Raw genomic sequence first — 16,676 nt, forward strand, 5'->3', positions numbered from 1 at the left:
CAAAAAACACTAGGAGACGGGGCGCAGGCTCTGACGGCCTGCGCCCTGCCCCGCATCCCCCCATTCCGGTATTCGCATGACCCCGCCACCGCTCGATTTCGATCAGGAAACCCTGCGCCTGACGGCTGCCGTCGGCTTTCTGGTGCTGTCGCTGTTTTGCTGCAACGTGCTGCTGCTTCCGGATCGGGACCGGGACAGCCGGATGCCGCTGGCGTTGTTCTTCATGGCCAGCGCGGGCGAGCTTCTGGCGCTGCCGGTCTCCGTCCTGTTTCCCGCAAGCCCCCCGAGCTTTGCGACGCTTGCGCTCGAACTGGCCGAGATCCCGCTGACCATGGCGCAGCCCTTTCTGCTATGGCTCTATGTTCACCGCCTGACCGCGGACAGGACGCAACCGGCGCAGCCCCAGCGGCTCCTGTGGCATATGCTGCCCATCGGGTTTGCCTGTGCTGTGTATGTCTACGTCCTGCTCCTCCCCCCGGAGCTTCAGGCGGGTCTGTATCCCGGCGCGCAGAGCCTTGGGATCTGGCAGATCATCGCCTTTGCGGGGTTCTATGGGGCGACGGCGGTGTTCTATGTGCTGATCCCGATCTATGCCGTGCTGATCCTGCGCAGGCTGCGGCGGTACCGAACTCGGCTGAAGGATCTGTTCGCCAGCACCGAAGGGCGCGAGCTCGCCTGGGCCTGGTGGCTGACGGCGGCGGTCTGTGTGTTCTGGCTGTTCAATCTGATGGCGATCCTGGCCACGGAACTCGCGCTGAGTTTTCCGGGCGTGGGGCTGCTCGACTCCCTGACAGCTGCGATACTCGTCCGCTTCGGTCTGATCTGGAGCATCGCCCTCTGGGGGACGCGCCAGCGGCCCGGGCTCGTGCCACCGCCCGCGCGGGCGCCGGAAACCCCGGACCTGCCCCCGCCCCCGCCCGGACCCCTGCGGAAATACGGCCATTCCGGGCTGAGCGACGACCGCCTTGACCGGATCGCAACGAAGATCGATGCCCTGATGAAGGACGGGAAGCTCTATCTCGAACCCGATCTGTCGCTCTGGGATCTGGCGGAACGGATCGGGGTGACCACCCATTACGCGTCGCAGGCCTTGAACGAGAAGATCGGCCTGCGCTTTTTCGACTATGTGAATGGCTGGCGTGTGCGTGAGGCCGCCGACAGGTTGCGCAGCACCGACGCGACCATTCTGGCCATCGCCTATGATGTGGGGTTCAACTCCCGCTCTTCCTTTTACACCGCCTTCAAGCGCGAGATCGGCATGACCCCCTCGCAATACCGGAGCGCCGCCTAGCCCCCCTCGCTTGGGCGCAGCACTCGGGCTGCGGGACCGCCGGTGCGGACACGCAGGATCCGCGCCCGCGGGGGCGGTCAGAGGTTCACGCGGCGGGCCACCCCGATCCGGTCGAGAAAGGCCGGGTCGTGGCTGACCACGAGGATCGCACCGTCATAGGCGTTCAGCGCAGCCTCGAGGGTTTGCACGGCGTCGATATCCAGATGATTGCTGGGCTCGTCGAGGATCAGGAGCTGCCTTGGCTGGCTATGCCCCAGCGTGCAGGCCAGGGCCGCGCGCATCCGCTGCCCACCGCTGAGCGCGCCGATGGTCTGGTCCGCATCCGCACCACGAAACAGGAACCGCGCCAGCACGGCGCGGCGGGCGTTCTCGCTGGTCTCCGGATCGAGCCGGGCAAAAGCCTCCCGGACGGTCTCGGCCGGGCGCAGCAGGCTCAGGTCCTGATCGATCCGGGCGGCGGGGACATGCAGGGTGACGGTCCCGCCCTGCGGGTCAAGCTGCCCGTCGATGCAGGCCAGCAAGGTCGACTTGCCCGCGCCGTTCGCCCCGTGGATCGCGACCCGCTCCGGTCCATGGATGGCAAGCGACACCCCCTCCAGCAGCGGCCGATCAGGATGGTATCGGAACCGGAGGCTGTCGACGCTCACAACCTCGCGCCCGCGCGCGAGCGCGCAGGATGGCACCGCCATCAACAGGGGCTCGTGCAGCTCCACCGCCGCGCGTGCGGCCTGTACGGCGGCCTCTGCGGCCTCGGTCTGGCGGGTGTGCAGCCGCGCAGCGGCGCGGGATGAGCCTTCGCTCCGCTCCTTTGCCGCGTCCAGCACGAGCTTCGATTGACTGCCCGAGGCGCGCAACTGCCTGCCCTGCCGGTCCGTGCGGGCCTTGCGGTCCGCCGCCTGCTGCGCCTGGGCATGGGTCTCTTTCAACGCCTGTTCCGCACGGGTCAGATCCTGCGCGGCGGCCGCCAGTTCCGCTGCCTTGGCCGCTGCATAGTCCGCATAAGGGCCCCCATGTATGCGCGCCCCAAGGCGGGTCAGCTCGACAATCGCGTCCATCTCGCCCAGTAACGTCCGGTCATGGCTGGCAATGACCGCGCATCCGCGCCAGTCGCGCAACGCCGCGATGACCGACTGGCGGCCCGCGCGGTCGAGATGGTTCGTCGGCTCGTCCAACAGCAGCGCATCCGGCTTTGCAAAGAGCAATGCGGCGAGGCTCGCCCGCGTCCGTTGACCGCCCGACAACCGATCCAGCCGGGTCTCCAGCGGTTGATCGAGGCCCAGACGGCCCAGCGCGCTCTGCAGCCGCGCCTCAAGGGTCCAATCTGCCGTTGCGAGATCCTCGGCGGTGGCCTCTCCGGCCTCGGCGCGGCGCAGACTGGCAAGCTGATCCGCCATGCCGAACAGATCGGCAAAATTCGCCCCCTCCATCCGTTCCGGGGTCTGGCGCAGGAACCCAATGGCCGGAGGGGCGGCGATGCTGCCCTGATCCGGGGTCAGCTCCCCGGCGATCAGACGCAGCAGGGTCGTCTTTCCGGTGCCATTGCGACCGACAAGGCCCGTGCGAACAGGACCGAAGGTCAGCGTCAGATCGGAATAGAGAGGTTCGGAATTCGGGGTATGCCAGCCCAGACCGGCAATGGAGATGGTAGACATGCTGTACGCTCGCAGGAAAGAACCGAAGAATGCTCAGTCAGTGCGTGCGGTATCCATGATCTCTGTCTCCAGTCTTGGTCTCGTTCACAGGTAGTCCCCCCTCTGGTCCGTGCAAGGGGAACCACCCGCGGGGGTCTCGCCACGGGGCTGGAGGGAAATGCTCAGGGCGCAGGGCGTCCCAGCTCCATGGAGAATTGCTCGTGCAGGAGCGTCTTGATCAGATCCGGGGTCAGTGAGGATTGTCCGAGGGCAAAAACCCCCATCAGCCCATCGATCTGCGCCGAGATCCGCCACGCGGCATGCTGCGGGCTGTCGCACCCCGCCGCGCCATCCGACGCGCATCGTCGGAGCAACTCGACAATCGTGTCATGCCACCGCAGATGCCCCGCCTGGATAATGGCCGCAAGATCGGGGTCCCGGCGCGCCTCTTCAATGGCATCGAGCCAGAGCTTCCAAAACCGCAACTCCGGGTCAGAGATCATCCAGTCGATGAAGCGCGCGATCATCGCGTTCGGCGGGGCCTCGGACAGGACCGCCTGCAGCGCGCAGATCTCCCGGTGGATGAATGTCTCGACAACCTCCGCGCGCAGGTCCTTCCATGTCGCGAAGTAATGGTGCAACAGGCCCGACCCCACCCCGAGATAGCGCGTCACATCCCGGGTCGCGGTGGCTGCCAGACCTTTCTCAAGGATGACCGCATAGGCGCCCTCGACAATCTGCGACCGGCGTTCCTGTCCTGACAATCTTGCCATGGGCCCCCCTTGACATCCGTCGGCAAACTGAGCACCTGCTCAACTGAGCATATGCTCAGAAGTATGAGAGAGTGCCATGGTCCGTGAAGTCAAGCGCCCGGTGGCGGCAGCCGGGTCTCTGCCCCGCGCCCGCATCGCATCGGGCGCGCCCGCCCCAGACGCATCCGAGGGCGAAATCGGACAGCCGTGCCGAGGTGCCACGCCGGTCAGCCGCGCCGGACGTGGCCCATGGGAGGCGTCCCTTGACCGATAGGACCTCCTCCCTGCGGCAGGCCAAGAGCCTGTGGATTCACGGCGCGGGGCTGTCCGGTGCAACCTGGCGCGGGGTGACGGCCGACCTGCCCCGGGCCGTAACACCAGATCTGCCGGGGCATGGTGCGGCCCATCCGATCACGCCGCCCCGTGTCGAGGGCTTCGCAGACCAGCTATGTCCGCGGGTCGAAGACGACATGGTTCTGATCGGGCATTCCCTTGGCGGCATGGTCGCGCTCGAGATGGCGGCGCGCCACGGGCGCGGGCTTCGGGCCTTGGTCCTGATCGAAGCGGTGCCGACCGTCACCGACCGCTGGACCGGACGGGTGGCGCCACGTCTGGCGCGTCCTTTGCTGAAACTCCTGCCGCGCCCCGTTCTCACAAAGATGGCCGGGGCGGGCCAATCCGAAGATGCCGCGCGCGAGGCCCGGCGCTGGCTGGCGCAGATGCCCCGCGCGCGCCTTCTGGACGCGTTCGACGCCGCCCGGACCTATGACGGACGCCGTCACCTTGCGCGCGTAAAGCTCCCGACCCTCGTGATTGTGGGCCGCCAGAACCGCGCCACCCATCGTGGTGCGCGCTTGATGGCCGACGGAATAGATCGCGCCGAGTTCGAGACCCTGCCCGGGGGGCATTTGCTTCATATCGACAACCCGCAGGGGCTGCGCCATGCGATCACGGCGTTCCTTGCGGGCATCCCGGCCGCGTGATGTCGCGGGCCGTCTCCCCAGACCGAGAGGTACCCCATGAACCGAAAGCAACGCTCCACCTTCGCCATCATCATCGCGATCGCGGTTGCGATCCTGGTGGCCATCACCCAAGGCGGCTGACGCCGTGATCCGCAAGCGCCCCATGCGGCGCATTCGGCACCACGCGGCCCCCTTCCCAGCCCGCGCCGCCTCTGACGGCACGTATCAAGCAACGGACCCCAAAATGACCCCTTCCCCCTGTCTCGGCATCGCGCGCGCTGGGCGTCTCATCGCCATTCTCGCGCTCTCACTTGCGGCGGTGACCGCGGGCGCACAAGCCCAGACCGTCCTGCGCGAGATGCCGGAGCAGGTCGATCCCGCCCGGCACTACATCTTTTATATCCATGGGCGCATCGTTGAGACCGAAGGGCCCGAAGCAGTCTCGGAGCGCTTCGGGCCCTATGATTTCAAGGGGATCACCGAGGGGCTGGCCTCCCGCGGGCAGACCGTCATTGCCGAGCTGCGCGCCCCCGGCGGGCTGGACTATGTCGACACGCTCGCGACTCATATCCGCCGGATGCAGGACGAGGGTGTTCCGGCGCGCAACATCACCGTCGTCGGGTTCTCCAAGGGGGGATACATGGCGCTCCGGGTGGCGCGGGCGCTGCAGGATCCGGAGGTGAATTTCGCGATCCTCGCGGGCTGCATCGCCGAGGCGATCTCTGGGGAGGACCTGTCGGGCGATGGTCTGGACGGACGCCTTCTGTCCATGGCCAATAGCGCGGATACCCTTGGCTTTCCCTGCACGCCGCTCTTTGCGCGCAACACCCATCTTGCGAGCCCGGTCTCTGTGGTGTTCCACGAGGGGTCTGGTCATGGTCTGTTTTACGCCGCGGACCCCGTCTGGATGACACCGCTGCTGGACTGGATCGAGGCCGGCCTCTAGCACCGGGCCAGCGACGCGGACCGCCTGCGCAGGGCTGCGCGGCATGGCAGGGCCCCGGCCCTGCGCCCTCTGACCCAACGGAGTGCTAGGCGCGCGCGACACGTCAGTGATCCATGCCAACGCCACGGATCACAAGCCGCGCCCCGTCGCAGGGCACCCCCCCAAGACACAGGAGACATGCCCGTGGGACAAACGCTTCACTGGACCCTACGCGGAGAGGGACCGCCCCTGCTGCTGCTCCACGGGTTCACGGGGGTTGGTGCCGATTGGACTGCGGTCTTCGGCGAGACCGACACAGGCTTCACTCATCTGATGCCCGATCTACAGGGCCATGGCCGATCCCCGCAGCTTGAGGCCTTCTCCTTTCGCGCGGCGGCACGGATGGTCGCGGATGACCTGCAGGAGATGGGCGTCGGGGCGGTGCCTGCGATGGGGATGAGCGGCGGTGGACAGGTCCTGCTCCACCTCGCGACGGGATCGCCCGAGCGGATCGCAACCTCCGTACTCGTCAGCACCGCGCCCTACTTTCCCGACACCGCGCGCCAGCTGATGAAAGCAGCCACGCCGGATACTCTCCCGGAGGAGGCGTGGGCCGAGTTGCGCGCCAAGCATCCGGGCGGGGACGCGCAGGTGCGCGCCTTGTTCGAGACCGCCCAGAGGTTCCACGCGAGCTACGGCGATGTGGCCTTCACGCCGGACCTTCTGGCGCGGGTTTCGGGGCGATGCCTCGTCGTCCACGGAGATGCAGACCCGCTTTATCCCTTAGCCAGCGCGATGGAGCTTTATACCGGCCTGCCGGATGCCCAGCTTTGGATCCTCCCCGGCGGCGGCCATTGCCCCATCTTCGGCGACCAGGCCCAGCCCTTTGCCGAGCTTGCCCTGCGGTTTCTGACCTCGGATGGCGCGGCGTGATCGCACCCGCCGATCCTGCGCAGACCCGGATGACCGGTGAGATGGCCATCGGCCCCAACTTCGCGGCGCGCGCAGAATAGGCCGTCATCGGCGCATAGCCGAAGCCGGTTCACCATGCGGACAGGCGTAAGGGGTCGAACCCTTTCTTCGGGAAGAAGACGAGCGCCGCTGCCAGCGCCGCGCCTCGGACCTGCACCGTTGGGGCTTGCTGAAGGGGGCGGCCTGCGCTTGTGCCGCCCCCTCCCCGATGTCTTGGGTTCTGCCCCCTCGGACCGCGCGGTCTGTTCAGACGGCGTGAACGGCGGGAATGTCCCAAACCTCGCGCACCTTGCCGTCGATGATCCGCCAGACCAGAACCACATCAAATTCCATGGCCGTGGCCCCATCGCCCAGCCGGTTGCGGGTTTGCACCACAACCAGCTCGTCTCCCACAGCCCAGGCGCCCTTCGGGCTCACGTTGAAGACGCCCTGCCCATAGCTGCGGACCTTGCGAAAGAACTCGGCGATCCCGCTCAGGCCCTGATAGGCACCCGCCAGTTCCGGGGCGTTCGGGTTGAAGAAATGCCATGTCACGTCGGGATGAAAATGCGCCGTATCCGCGCCCATATCCGCGATGTTGATCGATGAAATAAGGTCGATATTGGCGTGCTCGGGGGTCATGGAATACCTCTTTGGTTGACCTGTTTGGAGTGAAGGAGGGTGACGTCGGACGGAAGCGGCTGGGCAGAGATCCAGGCCGCAAGGATCCGGGCGGCGAGGTCGGGATCATTGAGGCACCATCCATGACCGGCATCCGGGATGATCCCGGCCCTTGCGTGAGTGCTTTGGGCCGCGACGCCGGAGAGGCCTTTGACAACGGCCGCCGGTTCCTGCGACCCGGCAAGATACAGGCTGCGCACGGACTGCGCCGCCATCAGCTGCGCCGGATCGGCCCGCAGGACAGCCCGCGCCAGATCCCGGACCGTCGCGGGTGTGGCCCAGCCCTGGCCCTGCGGATCGCTCAGGGCTCCGGGATCCGAAATGCCCGCCAGCCGCCCCGCGACGCGGCGCAAGGCGCGGACCCCGAGGAGCGGGTAGACGAGCTGCACTGCCGCCTCCATGGCCCGGGGATGGCGCAGCGCGCGCAGGACAACGCCCGAGATCACAGCCGACCGGATCGGGATCCTGTGCTGCGCAAGCAGGGTCATCGCCACATAGCCCCCCAAGGACAGCCCGAACAGATGCACCGGCGCGTCCTCGCCCTCAAGGCGCGTCGCAATATCCTCGGCGCAGCACGCCAAACTGGAAAACACCTGTCCGCGGTTTGCCCCATGCCCGCGCAGATCAGGCGTCAGGCAGCGATACTGCGGCAATCGTTCCGCGATGGGGTGAAGAGATCGAGACGACATCGCTCCGCCATGGAGCATCACCAATACCTGTCGGTTTCGGGTCATTCCTCGCCCCTTCCCTTGGGTGCCTGCGGATGTCCAAACGCGCAGGCCTCGATACGGTTTTTGAGCCGGTTTTGCCCCGACAGCCACCACGCGCGATCCGCCCGGAGGTCGCGTTCAGCGACCCGTGGCGTATGGCGTCCGCCCATCTGAGCATCCGCTCAATTGAGCATGTGCTCAGCGCGAAGCCCGATGTCAAGACTGCCCTCCTCGCCGCCAGAAGTCAGAATGGAACTTGGGCAATGATCAGCCGAAGACGACGTCCGGAGCCCCGTGCCGGGCATCCCCTTCCCCAGGACCGCCCGACGCCCGGCATGGCCAGTTCCCGCGCAAGGATGACTTGCGGGGGTCCCTTTTGAACGCCCGGGATTGAGGCAGCCTGAACGCCTCGCAACACGCAGAAGACATGCGCTTGCCAGTGACATCGGCGGCGCCACATGCCGCCGCGGTTCTGCTCAGTACTTCTTCAGGCGGTGACAAGCTGCCCGCCCCCGGATGCGGCGACCCTTGGATCAAGGGGACGGTCCGGCGACGCCATAGACCCGGTGGCCCGCCCCCGACCCCTCCTCCGCCACCGCGTCCACGAGGAATTGCGCAAGGCCGGATCGCGACACCGAGCTGCCACCGGTCGGCAGAGCCCCGAGGGTCGCGCGGTATCCTTGCACCTCGTGGTCGGTCAGAAACCCGCAGCGTGCTAGGGTCACCTGCAGCCCCGACGCGTGCAGAACACGCTCCATGCGCTCTGCGCTGCGCACCACGGGCCGGACCATCGCGGCCAGGAGCTTGTCACGCAGGCTCCGGCGCGGAAAGAGCAGCGCGCTGGAGGTCACCACGACCCTGTTCACCCCTGCCTCCGTGGCGGCGACGAGGGCCTCAGCGGATCGCCAATAGACCGACGCGGCGCTCCGGGTTGGTCGGCGCCCGCCAAGGGTGGAAATCACCGCATCCTGTCCGCGCAGGATCTCGACCAGAGCCTCGCGCGCGCAGGGATCCGCGACCTCCATGCGCAGCCGGTCATCGCGCAACGCAAGACGCTTGTCCGGCTTCCGCACGACCGCCGTCACCCAATAACCCCGGTCCAGAGCGGCCTGCACCACGCGCCGCCCGGTCCGGCCATTCGCCCCAAGGACAACAAGTCTCATCTGGCGCGCCTCCGAGGGGACCGGGCCCACCCCCATGGTGTGCCATCAGCCCCTTGCGCCGTGATTACCCATGCAGTTTTCGAAGGTGAATTGACCAAATACGTATTCTCAGCATGCAAAAATCGTATATACTCGGGTCATGGGTTTTGACTGGGATCTGGCGCGCACATTCCTGACCGTTGCGGATGAGGGCTCTCTCTCGGCGGCGGCGCGGGCGCTTGGCCAGACGCAACCGACCATCAGCCGACAGATTGCCGCCTTCGAAACCGCGCTGGACGCGACCCTGTTCGAGCGGACGGGACGCTCGGTCGCCCTGACGCCCTTCGGGGTGGAGTTGCTGGACCATGTGCGCGCCATGGCGGCGGGGGCGGATATGGTCTCGCTCGCCGCCATGGGTCAGTCTCAATCGGTGGCGGGTCAGGTGCGGATCACGGCCTCCGAGCTGCTCTCGGCCTTCGTGCTGCCGCCGATCCTGCGAGAGATCCGCGACCTCGCCCCGCTGCTGGAGGTCGACATCGTGGCCGATAACGGGATCAGAGACCTTGCGCGACGCGAGGCCGATATCGCGATCCGGCATGTGCGACCGGAGCAGCCCAACCTGCTGACCCGACGCCTGCGCGCGGAAACCATGCGGTTCTATGCCAGCCACAGCTATCTGGACGCGCAGGGCATGCCGGACATGGCCAGTCTCGGCGATCATCAGATCATCAGCTATGTGGAGGCCGACCGAATGCTCGGTTATCTGCGCCCGGCGGGCTTTGACCTCACACGGGCGAATGTCCGGTTCACCACGTCATCGCAATACACAGCACTTGAATTGGCACGGGCGGGTTTGGGGGTGATCATCCTGCCGGTTCGGATGGCCGCGACGCTGCCCGATCTGCGCGAGGTTCTTGGCGACATGGCGCCCTTCGAGGTGCCGACTTGGCTGGTCACCCATCAGGAAATGAAGACCAGTCGCCGGATCCGGCTGGTGTTCGACCATCTGGTCGAGAGGCTGTCCTGAGCGCAGGCCACCCGGCGGGTCAGGACAGCGCCTCCCACAGCATTTTCATGGCGCTGATGCTCAGGAACAGGGCGAAGACCGCCCGCAGCCGCTGCGCCACGAGGCGATGGGCGATCCGCGCTCCGAGGGGCGCGAAGAGGACCGTGGCAATGGAAATGGCAAGCGCGGCGGGCAGGTTGATATAACCAACCGAAAACGGCAGCAAACCCGGGATCGCGGACCCCGCTGTGGCGTAGCCGAGACTACCCAGCACCGAGATCGCCAAGCCAAAAACTGCGGCCGTGCCCACCGCCTTGTGGACCGGACAGGACAGCAGGGTGAGGACCGGCACGGCAAGGGTCCCCCCGCCGATGCCCATCATCGCCGAAAGCGCGCCGATCGGTCCCGCGATGGCCGCGCGCTGCCAGAGCGCTGATGGCGGCGCCTCGGCAAGCGTGACCGGCTTCGGGTTCAGCATGCTGAGCGCGACGATCAGGGCGATGACGCCAAAGACCAGCGCAAGGACCCGCGCATCGGCCTGCGCCGCCAGCCCACCCCCGAGAATGGCCCCTAGCACGAGAAACGGCGCCCAGGCGCGGACCAGACCCATATCGATGGAGCCCTTGCGCCGATGGGCCAGCGCAGACGAGATCGAGGTCGGAATGATCGTGCAGAGCGATGTGGCCACCGCGAAATGCATGGCCACATCCGGGGCGACGTCCAACAGGCCCGCCTCGGTCAGCCAGTAGAGCACAGGCACGATCACGATCCCGCCGCCGACCCCGAGGAGCCCCGCGAGGGTGCCGGCCATGGCCCCAACCCCCAGCAGGATTGGCCCAACCGTGACCCAGGTCGTCATATCCATTGGTGAAGTCTCCGGGGGGGGGCGCGGGCTTGGCGTGCGGTGCAGGCCGCGCTCAGCGCAAGAGGGGCATGCGGGGCTGCGCCCGGGGCCCGTGTGCGGGCCCCGGGGCGCGGGCGGCGCGCTTTAGGCGGCCGCCCCCATGGGAAACGGAGCGTCGATATCGCATTCCGCGGCGATCTTGTTCAGCTCTTTTTGCAAGGCCGGGTTCAGGGTCAGTCCCGCCTTGCGGCGGGCCTCGGCCTGGGCGGTCTTGCCCTCGCCGGGCAGTCGTACCGGGTCATGGCCCGGCAGAGGCTCCGACGCGCGCATCTCGTCGAAAATGCGGGTCGCAGTCGCCGCGAACTCCTCGGCCATGCCAAAGGCCGCGGGATCCAGCGCCATGACGCATTGCCCGGTATTGGTCGAAGAGCTGGTATCGGAGGTGAAATCCACCACATCCCCGCCAAAGGCCGCCCCGTTGAGCACCCCGGCCATCAGGCCGATCGCCACCGAGAGGCCAAAACCCTTGGGCCCGCCTATTGGCAGCAGGAAGCCTTCGGATTTGCGCGCCGGGTCGGTCAGGGGCTTGCCATCGCGGCCCACCATCCAGCCTTCGGGCATGGGCGCCCCCTGTTGCAGCAGGGTCTTGATCTTGCCCATCGCGGCCACGGTGGTCGCCATGTCGAAGACAAAGGGATCCGCCCCGGCGGCGGGCGCGGAAAAGGCGATGGGATTGGTGCCCAGCAACAGGTCACTGCCCCCATAGGGCGGCACGTGGTTTGCACTGCCCACCGCGGCGGCCATGCCGAGCAGACCGGCCTCGGCCTGCGGACGGACATAAAGCGCGAGCGGCCCCGCATGGTTGCCCCCGCGCACGCCGACCCAACCGATGCCTGCGGCGCGGGCCTTTTCCATGGCCAGATCGCGGGCGGCGGCCATGGCCAGATGCCCCAGACCATCATCGCCGTCGATCACGGCCGTGGCCACGGTTTCATGGGCGACGGAGATATGCGGCGTGGGATTGCAGCCGCCCCCGGCCAGCCGCGCCATGTATTGGCGCAGCCGGAACACCCCGTGGGTGCCATAGCCGAACACATCCGCTTCGACCATCAGGGCGGCCACCTTGGTCGCGTCGCCCTGCGGCACGCCCTTGCTCCTCAGGGCCTGAGCCACGAAGCCCTGCAGGGCGTCGACCGGGATCGGGTCCGTCTCAGCCATCATGGGACCCCACGGTTTCCTTCTGCCAGAACACCACCTTGCGCTGGGTCCATTGCACGATCAGGTAGAGCGTCAGCCCCACGAGGCTGAGATAGAGGATCAGCGAGAACACGCGCGGCGTATCCAGCTGCGAGGCGGCCACGCGGATCAGCTCGCCAAAGCCCTTGCCCCCGCCGAGAAACTCGCCGGTGATTGCCCCGGCCATGACGCCGACGGCCCCGATCTTGAGCCCGGTGAAGATCTGCGGCAACCCGGTGGGCAGCTTCATCTTTATGAGCGTCTGCATCCGGCTGGCCCCCATGGTCTTGAACAGCATCCGGGCGTTCTCATCCGCCGAGTGCAGACCGGCGGCAGTACCCACCACGATCGGGAAGGTTGCGATGAACGCGGCCAGGGCCACTTTCGATTCAATGCCAAACCCGAGCCACGCGACGAAGAGCGGCGCAAAGGCGACCTTGGGCATCGTATCGATGGCCACCAGATAGGGCATCACGGCTTTCTCGCCGAAGGCCGTCTCGCCCACCAGAACCCCGAGCGAGAACCCGATGGCGATGGCCAGCGCAAACCCGTAGATCACTTCCTTGATCGTGATCCAGAGCGAGCCGAGCATGTACCCGCCCGAGAGCAGGTTCTTCCCGACAAAGACCATATCCTCCAGCGTCTCCCAAGGGGTCGGCAGGATGATCGGCGAGACGAGCCCGAGGCCCGTCACCAGTTGCCAGGTCCCGATAAAGACGAGGAACACGAAACTCATCGCGATCCAGCGCGGGACGGAATCGATGAAGGCCACTTCCTGGACCCAGACGGTATCCTCGTCATTGGCCTTGAAAGACAGGTTGCTTTGCACGTCGCTCACATGTTCTCTCCCTTGTCCAGAAGGCCGCGAATATGATCGACGATCTCGCCGAATTTGGGCGTCGTCATCATGTCCAGCGTGCGCGGACGCGGCAGGTCGACCTCGACGATTTCCGCGAGGCGTCCGGGGCGTGGTTTCATCACGACAATCTCGTCGGACAGGATCACCGCTTCCTGGATCGAGTGCGTCACGAGAAAAGCCGTGGCGTCCTGCTCGCGGCAGATCCGCTGCAGCTCCATGTTCATCATGTCGCGCGACAGCTCATCCAGCGCGCTAAACGGCTCGTCGAGCAACAGGACCGCAGGCTCGGTGATCAGCATCCGGCAGATCGAGGCCCGCTGGGCCATCCCGCCCGACAGCTCGTTGGGATAGACATTCTCGAACCCCTTGAGACCGACGATCTCGAGCAGCTCATAGGCCTTGTCGAGCGCCTTCTTGGCGGCGGCCTTGCCATCGCGGATCTCGATCGGCAGGACGATGTTCTCGACGGCGGTTTTCCAGGGAAAGAGCGTTGCCTGCTGGAACATCATGCCGATGTCGCGGCGCGGCCCGATAACCGGTTTGTCCTGCAGGATCACCCGCCCCTTCGAGGGGGGAATGAGGCCCGCCATGATCTTCAGCAGGGTGGATTTCCCGCAGCCACTGGATCCGATCACGGAAGTAAAACTGCCCTTGCGCAGGGTCAGGCTGACATCCTCAAGCGCGACAACGCTGTTGCGCGCATAAGTCTTGCTGACATGGGTCAGCTGATAGACCGGCGCACCCAAGGGTGCGCCGGAATAGTCATGGGCCAAGACCGCGGTCATCAGTTGACCGCCTCACGTCCGATCTTGGCGAACTCGTTGGTCCAGGCGGCGCTCAGATCTTCGAGCGGCCCGTCAACCTCGCCACCGGCCACGAGAGCGTCCTGCCATTCCTGCCAGACCTCTGCCGGGTACCAGCCGAGACCTTCGCCGCCCTCAGCCGGGATCGTCTTGGAGCGCACGGCGTCAAACAGAGCAGCCTGGAACTCCTTGTCCTCGCCCTCTTGCGGGTTGCCCGCAGCGAGATGGGCCAGCACCGCCTCGCGGTTCGCATCATCGAGCGCAAAGGCATGGCCCTTGGCGAAAGCCCGGCTCCAGGCTTCGACGAGCGCGCGGTCGTTGCGGATGGTGTCGCCCAGCGTGGCGATCCCGTTGCCGAAGAAACGCCCGAACTCTGCCGGGGTGATGTCGCGCACGGCCATGCCGCGCTGGTTCAGGATGGCCGTATCGGCGGTGGAGGCGGAATAGGCCTCGATCTCGCCATTCAGGAAGGCCGCCGTTGCCGGGCCGCCATCCCCGACGGTGAGGAATTCGTAGTCCTCGCCATCCTTCATGCCAGCGCCGGTCATCACGTTGCGGGCAAAGCCGACCTCGGCGCCATCCGCGGTGCCGGTGCCGATCACCTTGCCGCGCAGCTCCTCAACGCTCTGATAGTCCGAGCCTTCCTGCACCGCGATGCCGAAATTGGACCGTGCAGCCACGTTATAGATATGCACTGCGTCCACACCGCGGGTCCGCGCCGCGATCAGCGGGCCCGGGCCCGGGCGTCCGAAATGGGCCTGCCCCGCCGAGAGCGCCTGCAGCACGGCACCGGAGCCGTTGATCGCCTCGACCGTGACCTCAAGGCCTTCTTCCTCGAAGAACCCTTCGCCAATCGCCACGAAAACCGGGAACGAGTTGATGGCCGAGGGGCTCGGTTGCACAAAGGTGATCTTGCGCAGGTCATCCGATGCGAATGCCGGCGCGCCGAGGGTCGCCATAAGGGGCAAGCTCGCCACCAGTGCCGCCGAGAGTGCTCTTCTGTTGATCATGTTCGTCTCCTCCAAGTTGGTCCAGATATGGCCGTCATGCCCAACGGCCGTGTCAGTGCGTCATGCAACGCGCACTGTGTTCTTCAATTGCCCGATATCGGTGATCTGACAGACCACGGTGTCGCCTGGTTTGAGGTATTGCGGCGGGTCCATCGCGTAGCCCACGCCCGACGGGGTGCCCGTCGCGATGATGTCCCCCGGCTCCAGCGTCAGCCCCTCGGACAGAGAGGCGATCAGGGTCGGGATGTCGAAAATCATGTCATGGGTGCGCCCGTCCTGACGCACCTCGCCGTTGACCGACAGGCTGATCGAGAGGTTCTGCGGGTCGCTGATCTCGTCGGCGGTGACGATCCACGGCCCAATCGGGCAGGAGCCATCCAGGGATTTGCCCTTGAAATACTGCCCCCCATGGCGCCGCTGCACGTCGCGGGCCGTGATGTCATTCAGGATCGTGTAGCCGAAGACATGCTCAAAGGCGCGCTCCTTGGGGATGTCGCGCCCGGCCTTGCCGATCACGACGGCCAGCTCGACCTCGTAATCGATCTTCTCCGAGACCGCCGGAAAGATCAGCACGTCCCCGCCATGGCCCACAACCGCCGTGGCAGGCTTGGTGAAATAGACCGGATGATCGGTGATCCCGATCTTGGCCTTCTGCGCCCGCTCGCCCTCGGCGATATGTTCGGCATAGTTCCGACCGACGCAGAAGATGTTCTTGCGCGGCGCATGGAGCGGCGCGAGGAACGGGTGATCCGCCGAGACGACCGCCTCTGCGTGCCCACCAGCCTCCGCCTCATCCACGATGCGCTTGAGTTCGGCCAGCGCCTCGGGTCCGGCATCGATCAGGGCCTGCAGGTTGCCACTGCGCAGAGCTGCGCCGGCGGCCCCCGGGATATCCCGGGTGGTGGCTGCAATCTGCAGGGCCGACCCATTGGACAACAAGACAACAGCCAAAGGGGTCTCGCCCATGGCGAGGGTCGCGAGTTTCATGCCATTCTCCTCCCAAAGAACGGGTCTGCGGTGTTTCCTGCGCGTTTCCCCTGCCCCATCCATGGTCGGATCGGGCCCCCAAAACGCGGTTTTCCTCTGGGCCGCAGAACAACTTCTGTGCATTGATAAGGAGCGCAGATATGCTCTCGCGCAACCAACCAATATGGCAATTGGGTGAAATTGAGTGACGCAATCCAAGGAACTCGTCGGCCGGATACGAGACCTGATCACGGACAAGGGCTACACGCTGAGCGACCGTCTCCCGCCGGAACGGGATCTGTGCGAGACGCTGGACGTGTCGCGGCATTCTTTGCGTAACGCCCTGTCAGAGATGGAAAAAAGCGGGTTGATCTGGCGCCATGTGGGGCGCGGCACCTATGTCGGGCCCCGCCCGATCCTCAATCTCGACGATGTTCTCTTCCTGCGCGATCTGGTCACGCCGGAACAGGTGGTCGCGGTGCGCTTCACCATCGAGCCGGAGCTGAGCCGTCTGGCCGCGCGCCATGCGACAGCCGCCGATCAGGAGCGAATGGAGCTCTGCGCCGATCGCTGCCGCACATCCGAAGACTGGCGGACCTATGAGGCTTGGGACAACAACCTGCATCACGCGATTGCCCGCGCCGCGCGCAATCAGCTTTTTCTCTACTTCTTCGAAACTCTTAACTCCGTGCGACGCTCTATCGTCTGGGGCCAGAAACGGGATACGGACAAACCGCATCCGGGCTATTCCAGCTTCCGCGAGCATGACGCCATTGTCTCGGCGATTGTCTCGGGCGACGGCGATTTCGCCGCGCGGGCCATGACCGTGCATCTCAAGTCGGTCTATTCGCGCTTTCCGCACGACTAGGGCGATGGCGCGGATCCGGCCAGCGGTGACCGTCAACCA

Annotated in this window: 17 protein-coding genes; 6 read left to right on the top strand and 11 right to left on the bottom strand. The window is 66.1% G+C overall.

Annotated features, from left to right (window positions below; all coding sequences use genetic code 11):
• Positions 1-76 precede the first annotated feature (76 nt).
• Positions 77-1,291: a helix-turn-helix transcriptional regulator gene (locus ACP150_RS00280; protein WP_424964525.1), complete on the top strand. Its 1,215-nt coding sequence runs from the start codon at positions 77-79 to the stop codon at positions 1,289-1,291.
• Positions 1,292-1,368: 77 nt separating this feature from the next.
• Here ACP150_RS00280 and ACP150_RS00285 read toward each other — a convergent pair whose 3' ends face one another.
• On the bottom strand, positions 1,369-2,943 hold the full coding sequence (locus tag ACP150_RS00285) for an ABC-F family ATP-binding cassette domain-containing protein (protein WP_424964526.1): 1,575 nt from the start codon (positions 2,941-2,943) through the stop codon (positions 1,369-1,371).
• A 161-nt stretch (positions 2,944-3,104) separates the two neighbouring features.
• A complete protein-coding gene (locus ACP150_RS00290; RefSeq protein ID WP_424964527.1) occupies positions 3,105-3,695 on the bottom strand; it encodes a TetR/AcrR family transcriptional regulator in 591 nt (196 codons plus the stop codon).
• A 242-nt stretch (positions 3,696-3,937) separates the two neighbouring features.
• Between ACP150_RS00290 and ACP150_RS00295 the strand changes: the two genes are divergently transcribed.
• The 3 genes from ACP150_RS00295 to ACP150_RS00305 all read left to right on the top strand — a co-directional run bounded on the left by ACP150_RS00295 (position 3,938) and on the right by ACP150_RS00305 (position 6,494).
• On the top strand, positions 3,938-4,657 hold the full coding sequence (locus ACP150_RS00295; protein ID WP_424964528.1) for an alpha/beta fold hydrolase: 720 nt from the start codon (positions 3,938-3,940) through the stop codon (positions 4,655-4,657).
• A gap of 223 nt (positions 4,658-4,880) precedes the next feature.
• Positions 4,881-5,582 carry a hypothetical protein gene (locus ACP150_RS00300; protein WP_424964529.1) on the top strand — a complete coding sequence of 234 codons (702 nt, stop codon included), beginning with the start codon at positions 4,881-4,883 and terminating at the stop codon, positions 5,580-5,582.
• 183 nt (positions 5,583-5,765) lie between these two features.
• Positions 5,766-6,494 (top strand): alpha/beta fold hydrolase, encoded by a 729-nt coding sequence (locus ACP150_RS00305; RefSeq protein WP_424964530.1) that lies wholly within the window; start codon positions 5,766-5,768, stop codon positions 6,492-6,494.
• Between the two features lie 285 nt (positions 6,495-6,779).
• Here ACP150_RS00305 and ACP150_RS00310 read toward each other — a convergent pair whose 3' ends face one another.
• The 3 genes from ACP150_RS00310 to ACP150_RS00320 all read right to left on the bottom strand — a co-directional run bounded on the left by ACP150_RS00310 (position 6,780) and on the right by ACP150_RS00320 (position 9,066).
• Entirely contained in the window at positions 6,780-7,154 is a 375-nt protein-coding gene (locus ACP150_RS00310; RefSeq protein ID WP_424964531.1) for a nuclear transport factor 2 family protein, read from the bottom strand.
• Positions 7,151-7,927 (bottom strand): alpha/beta fold hydrolase, encoded by a 777-nt coding sequence (locus ACP150_RS00315; protein ID WP_424964532.1) that lies wholly within the window; start codon positions 7,925-7,927, stop codon positions 7,151-7,153. Before ACP150_RS00315 ends, ACP150_RS00310 begins: the two co-directional genes overlap by 4 nt.
• A 509-nt stretch (positions 7,928-8,436) precedes the next feature.
• On the bottom strand, positions 8,437-9,066 hold the full coding sequence (locus ACP150_RS00320) for an NAD(P)-dependent oxidoreductase (RefSeq protein WP_424964534.1): 630 nt from the start codon (positions 9,064-9,066) through the stop codon (positions 8,437-8,439).
• A 139-nt stretch (positions 9,067-9,205) separates the two neighbouring features.
• Between ACP150_RS00320 and ACP150_RS00325 the strand changes: the two genes are divergently transcribed.
• On the top strand, positions 9,206-10,072 hold the full coding sequence (locus ACP150_RS00325; RefSeq protein WP_424964535.1) for a LysR family transcriptional regulator: 867 nt from the start codon (positions 9,206-9,208) through the stop codon (positions 10,070-10,072).
• A gap of 19 nt (positions 10,073-10,091) precedes the next feature.
• Here ACP150_RS00325 and ACP150_RS00330 read toward each other — a convergent pair whose 3' ends face one another.
• From ACP150_RS00330 to ACP150_RS00355, 6 genes are all read right to left on the bottom strand, one after another.
• A complete protein-coding gene (locus ACP150_RS00330; protein WP_424964536.1) occupies positions 10,092-10,916 on the bottom strand; it encodes a sulfite exporter TauE/SafE family protein in 825 nt (274 codons plus the stop codon).
• A gap of 123 nt (positions 10,917-11,039) precedes the next feature.
• Positions 11,040-12,113 carry an Ldh family oxidoreductase gene (locus tag ACP150_RS00335; protein ID WP_424964537.1) on the bottom strand — a complete coding sequence of 358 codons (1,074 nt, stop codon included), beginning with the start codon at positions 12,111-12,113 and terminating at the stop codon, positions 11,040-11,042.
• Positions 12,106-12,969 carry an ABC transporter permease gene (locus ACP150_RS00340; protein WP_424964538.1) on the bottom strand — a complete coding sequence of 288 codons (864 nt, stop codon included), beginning with the start codon at positions 12,967-12,969 and terminating at the stop codon, positions 12,106-12,108. The genes ACP150_RS00335 and ACP150_RS00340 overlap by 8 nt, the downstream gene beginning before the upstream one ends.
• Positions 12,966-13,775 (bottom strand): ABC transporter ATP-binding protein, encoded by an 810-nt coding sequence (locus ACP150_RS00345; protein ID WP_424964539.1) that lies wholly within the window; start codon positions 13,773-13,775, stop codon positions 12,966-12,968. Before ACP150_RS00345 ends, ACP150_RS00340 begins: the two co-directional genes overlap by 4 nt.
• A complete protein-coding gene (locus ACP150_RS00350; protein WP_424964540.1) occupies positions 13,775-14,803 on the bottom strand; it encodes an ABC transporter substrate-binding protein in 1,029 nt (342 codons plus the stop codon). Before ACP150_RS00350 ends, ACP150_RS00345 begins: the two co-directional genes overlap by 1 nt.
• Positions 14,804-14,863: 60 nt before the next feature.
• On the bottom strand, positions 14,864-15,790 hold the full coding sequence (locus ACP150_RS00355; protein WP_424964541.1) for a fumarylacetoacetate hydrolase family protein: 927 nt from the start codon (positions 15,788-15,790) through the stop codon (positions 14,864-14,866).
• A 184-nt stretch (positions 15,791-15,974) separates the two neighbouring features.
• Between ACP150_RS00355 and ACP150_RS00360 the strand changes: the two genes are divergently transcribed.
• Complete coding sequence (locus ACP150_RS00360; protein ID WP_424964542.1) at positions 15,975-16,637, top strand: FadR/GntR family transcriptional regulator; 663 nt, start codon at positions 15,975-15,977, stop codon at positions 16,635-16,637.
• Positions 16,638-16,676 lie beyond the last annotated feature (39 nt).

This window comes from Dinoroseobacter sp. S375, from assembly GCF_049800775.1.
Classification (GTDB): domain Bacteria; phylum Pseudomonadota; class Alphaproteobacteria; order Rhodobacterales; family Rhodobacteraceae; genus Dinoroseobacter.

Bases quoted from the DNA above. Each gene is read 5' to 3' on its own strand.
- ACP150_RS00310 (WP_424964531.1), bottom strand. From the start codon at position 7,154: ATGACCCCCGAGCACGCCAATATCGACCTTATTTCATCGATCAACATC.
- ACP150_RS00280 (WP_424964525.1), top strand. From the start codon at position 77: ATGACCCCGCCACCGCTCGATTTCGATCAGGAAACCCTGCGCCTGACG.
- ACP150_RS00315 (WP_424964532.1), bottom strand. From the start codon at position 7,927: ATGACCCGAAACCGACAGGTATTGGTGATGCTCCATGGCGGAGCGATG.
- ACP150_RS00350 (WP_424964540.1), bottom strand. From the start codon at position 14,803: ATGATCAACAGAAGAGCACTCTCGGCGGCACTGGTGGCGAGCTTGCCC.
- ACP150_RS00290 (WP_424964527.1), bottom strand. From the start codon at position 3,695: ATGGCAAGATTGTCAGGACAGGAACGCCGGTCGCAGATTGTCGAGGGC.
- ACP150_RS00345 (WP_424964539.1), bottom strand. From the start codon at position 13,775: ATGACCGCGGTCTTGGCCCATGACTATTCCGGCGCACCCTTGGGTGCG.
- ACP150_RS00355 (WP_424964541.1), bottom strand. From the start codon at position 15,790: ATGAAACTCGCGACCCTCGCCATGGGCGAGACCCCTTTGGCTGTTGTC.
- ACP150_RS00325 (WP_424964535.1), top strand. From the start codon at position 9,206: ATGGGTTTTGACTGGGATCTGGCGCGCACATTCCTGACCGTTGCGGAT.
- ACP150_RS00335 (WP_424964537.1), bottom strand. From the start codon at position 12,113: ATGGCTGAGACGGACCCGATCCCGGTCGACGCCCTGCAGGGCTTCGTG.
- ACP150_RS00330 (WP_424964536.1), bottom strand. From the start codon at position 10,916: ATGGATATGACGACCTGGGTCACGGTTGGGCCAATCCTGCTGGGGGTT.
- ACP150_RS00320 (WP_424964534.1), bottom strand. From the start codon at position 9,066: ATGAGACTTGTTGTCCTTGGGGCGAATGGCCGGACCGGGCGGCGCGTG.
- ACP150_RS00285 (WP_424964526.1), bottom strand. From the start codon at position 2,943: ATGTCTACCATCTCCATTGCCGGTCTGGGCTGGCATACCCCGAATTCC.
- ACP150_RS00300 (WP_424964529.1), top strand. From the start codon at position 4,881: ATGACCCCTTCCCCCTGTCTCGGCATCGCGCGCGCTGGGCGTCTCATC.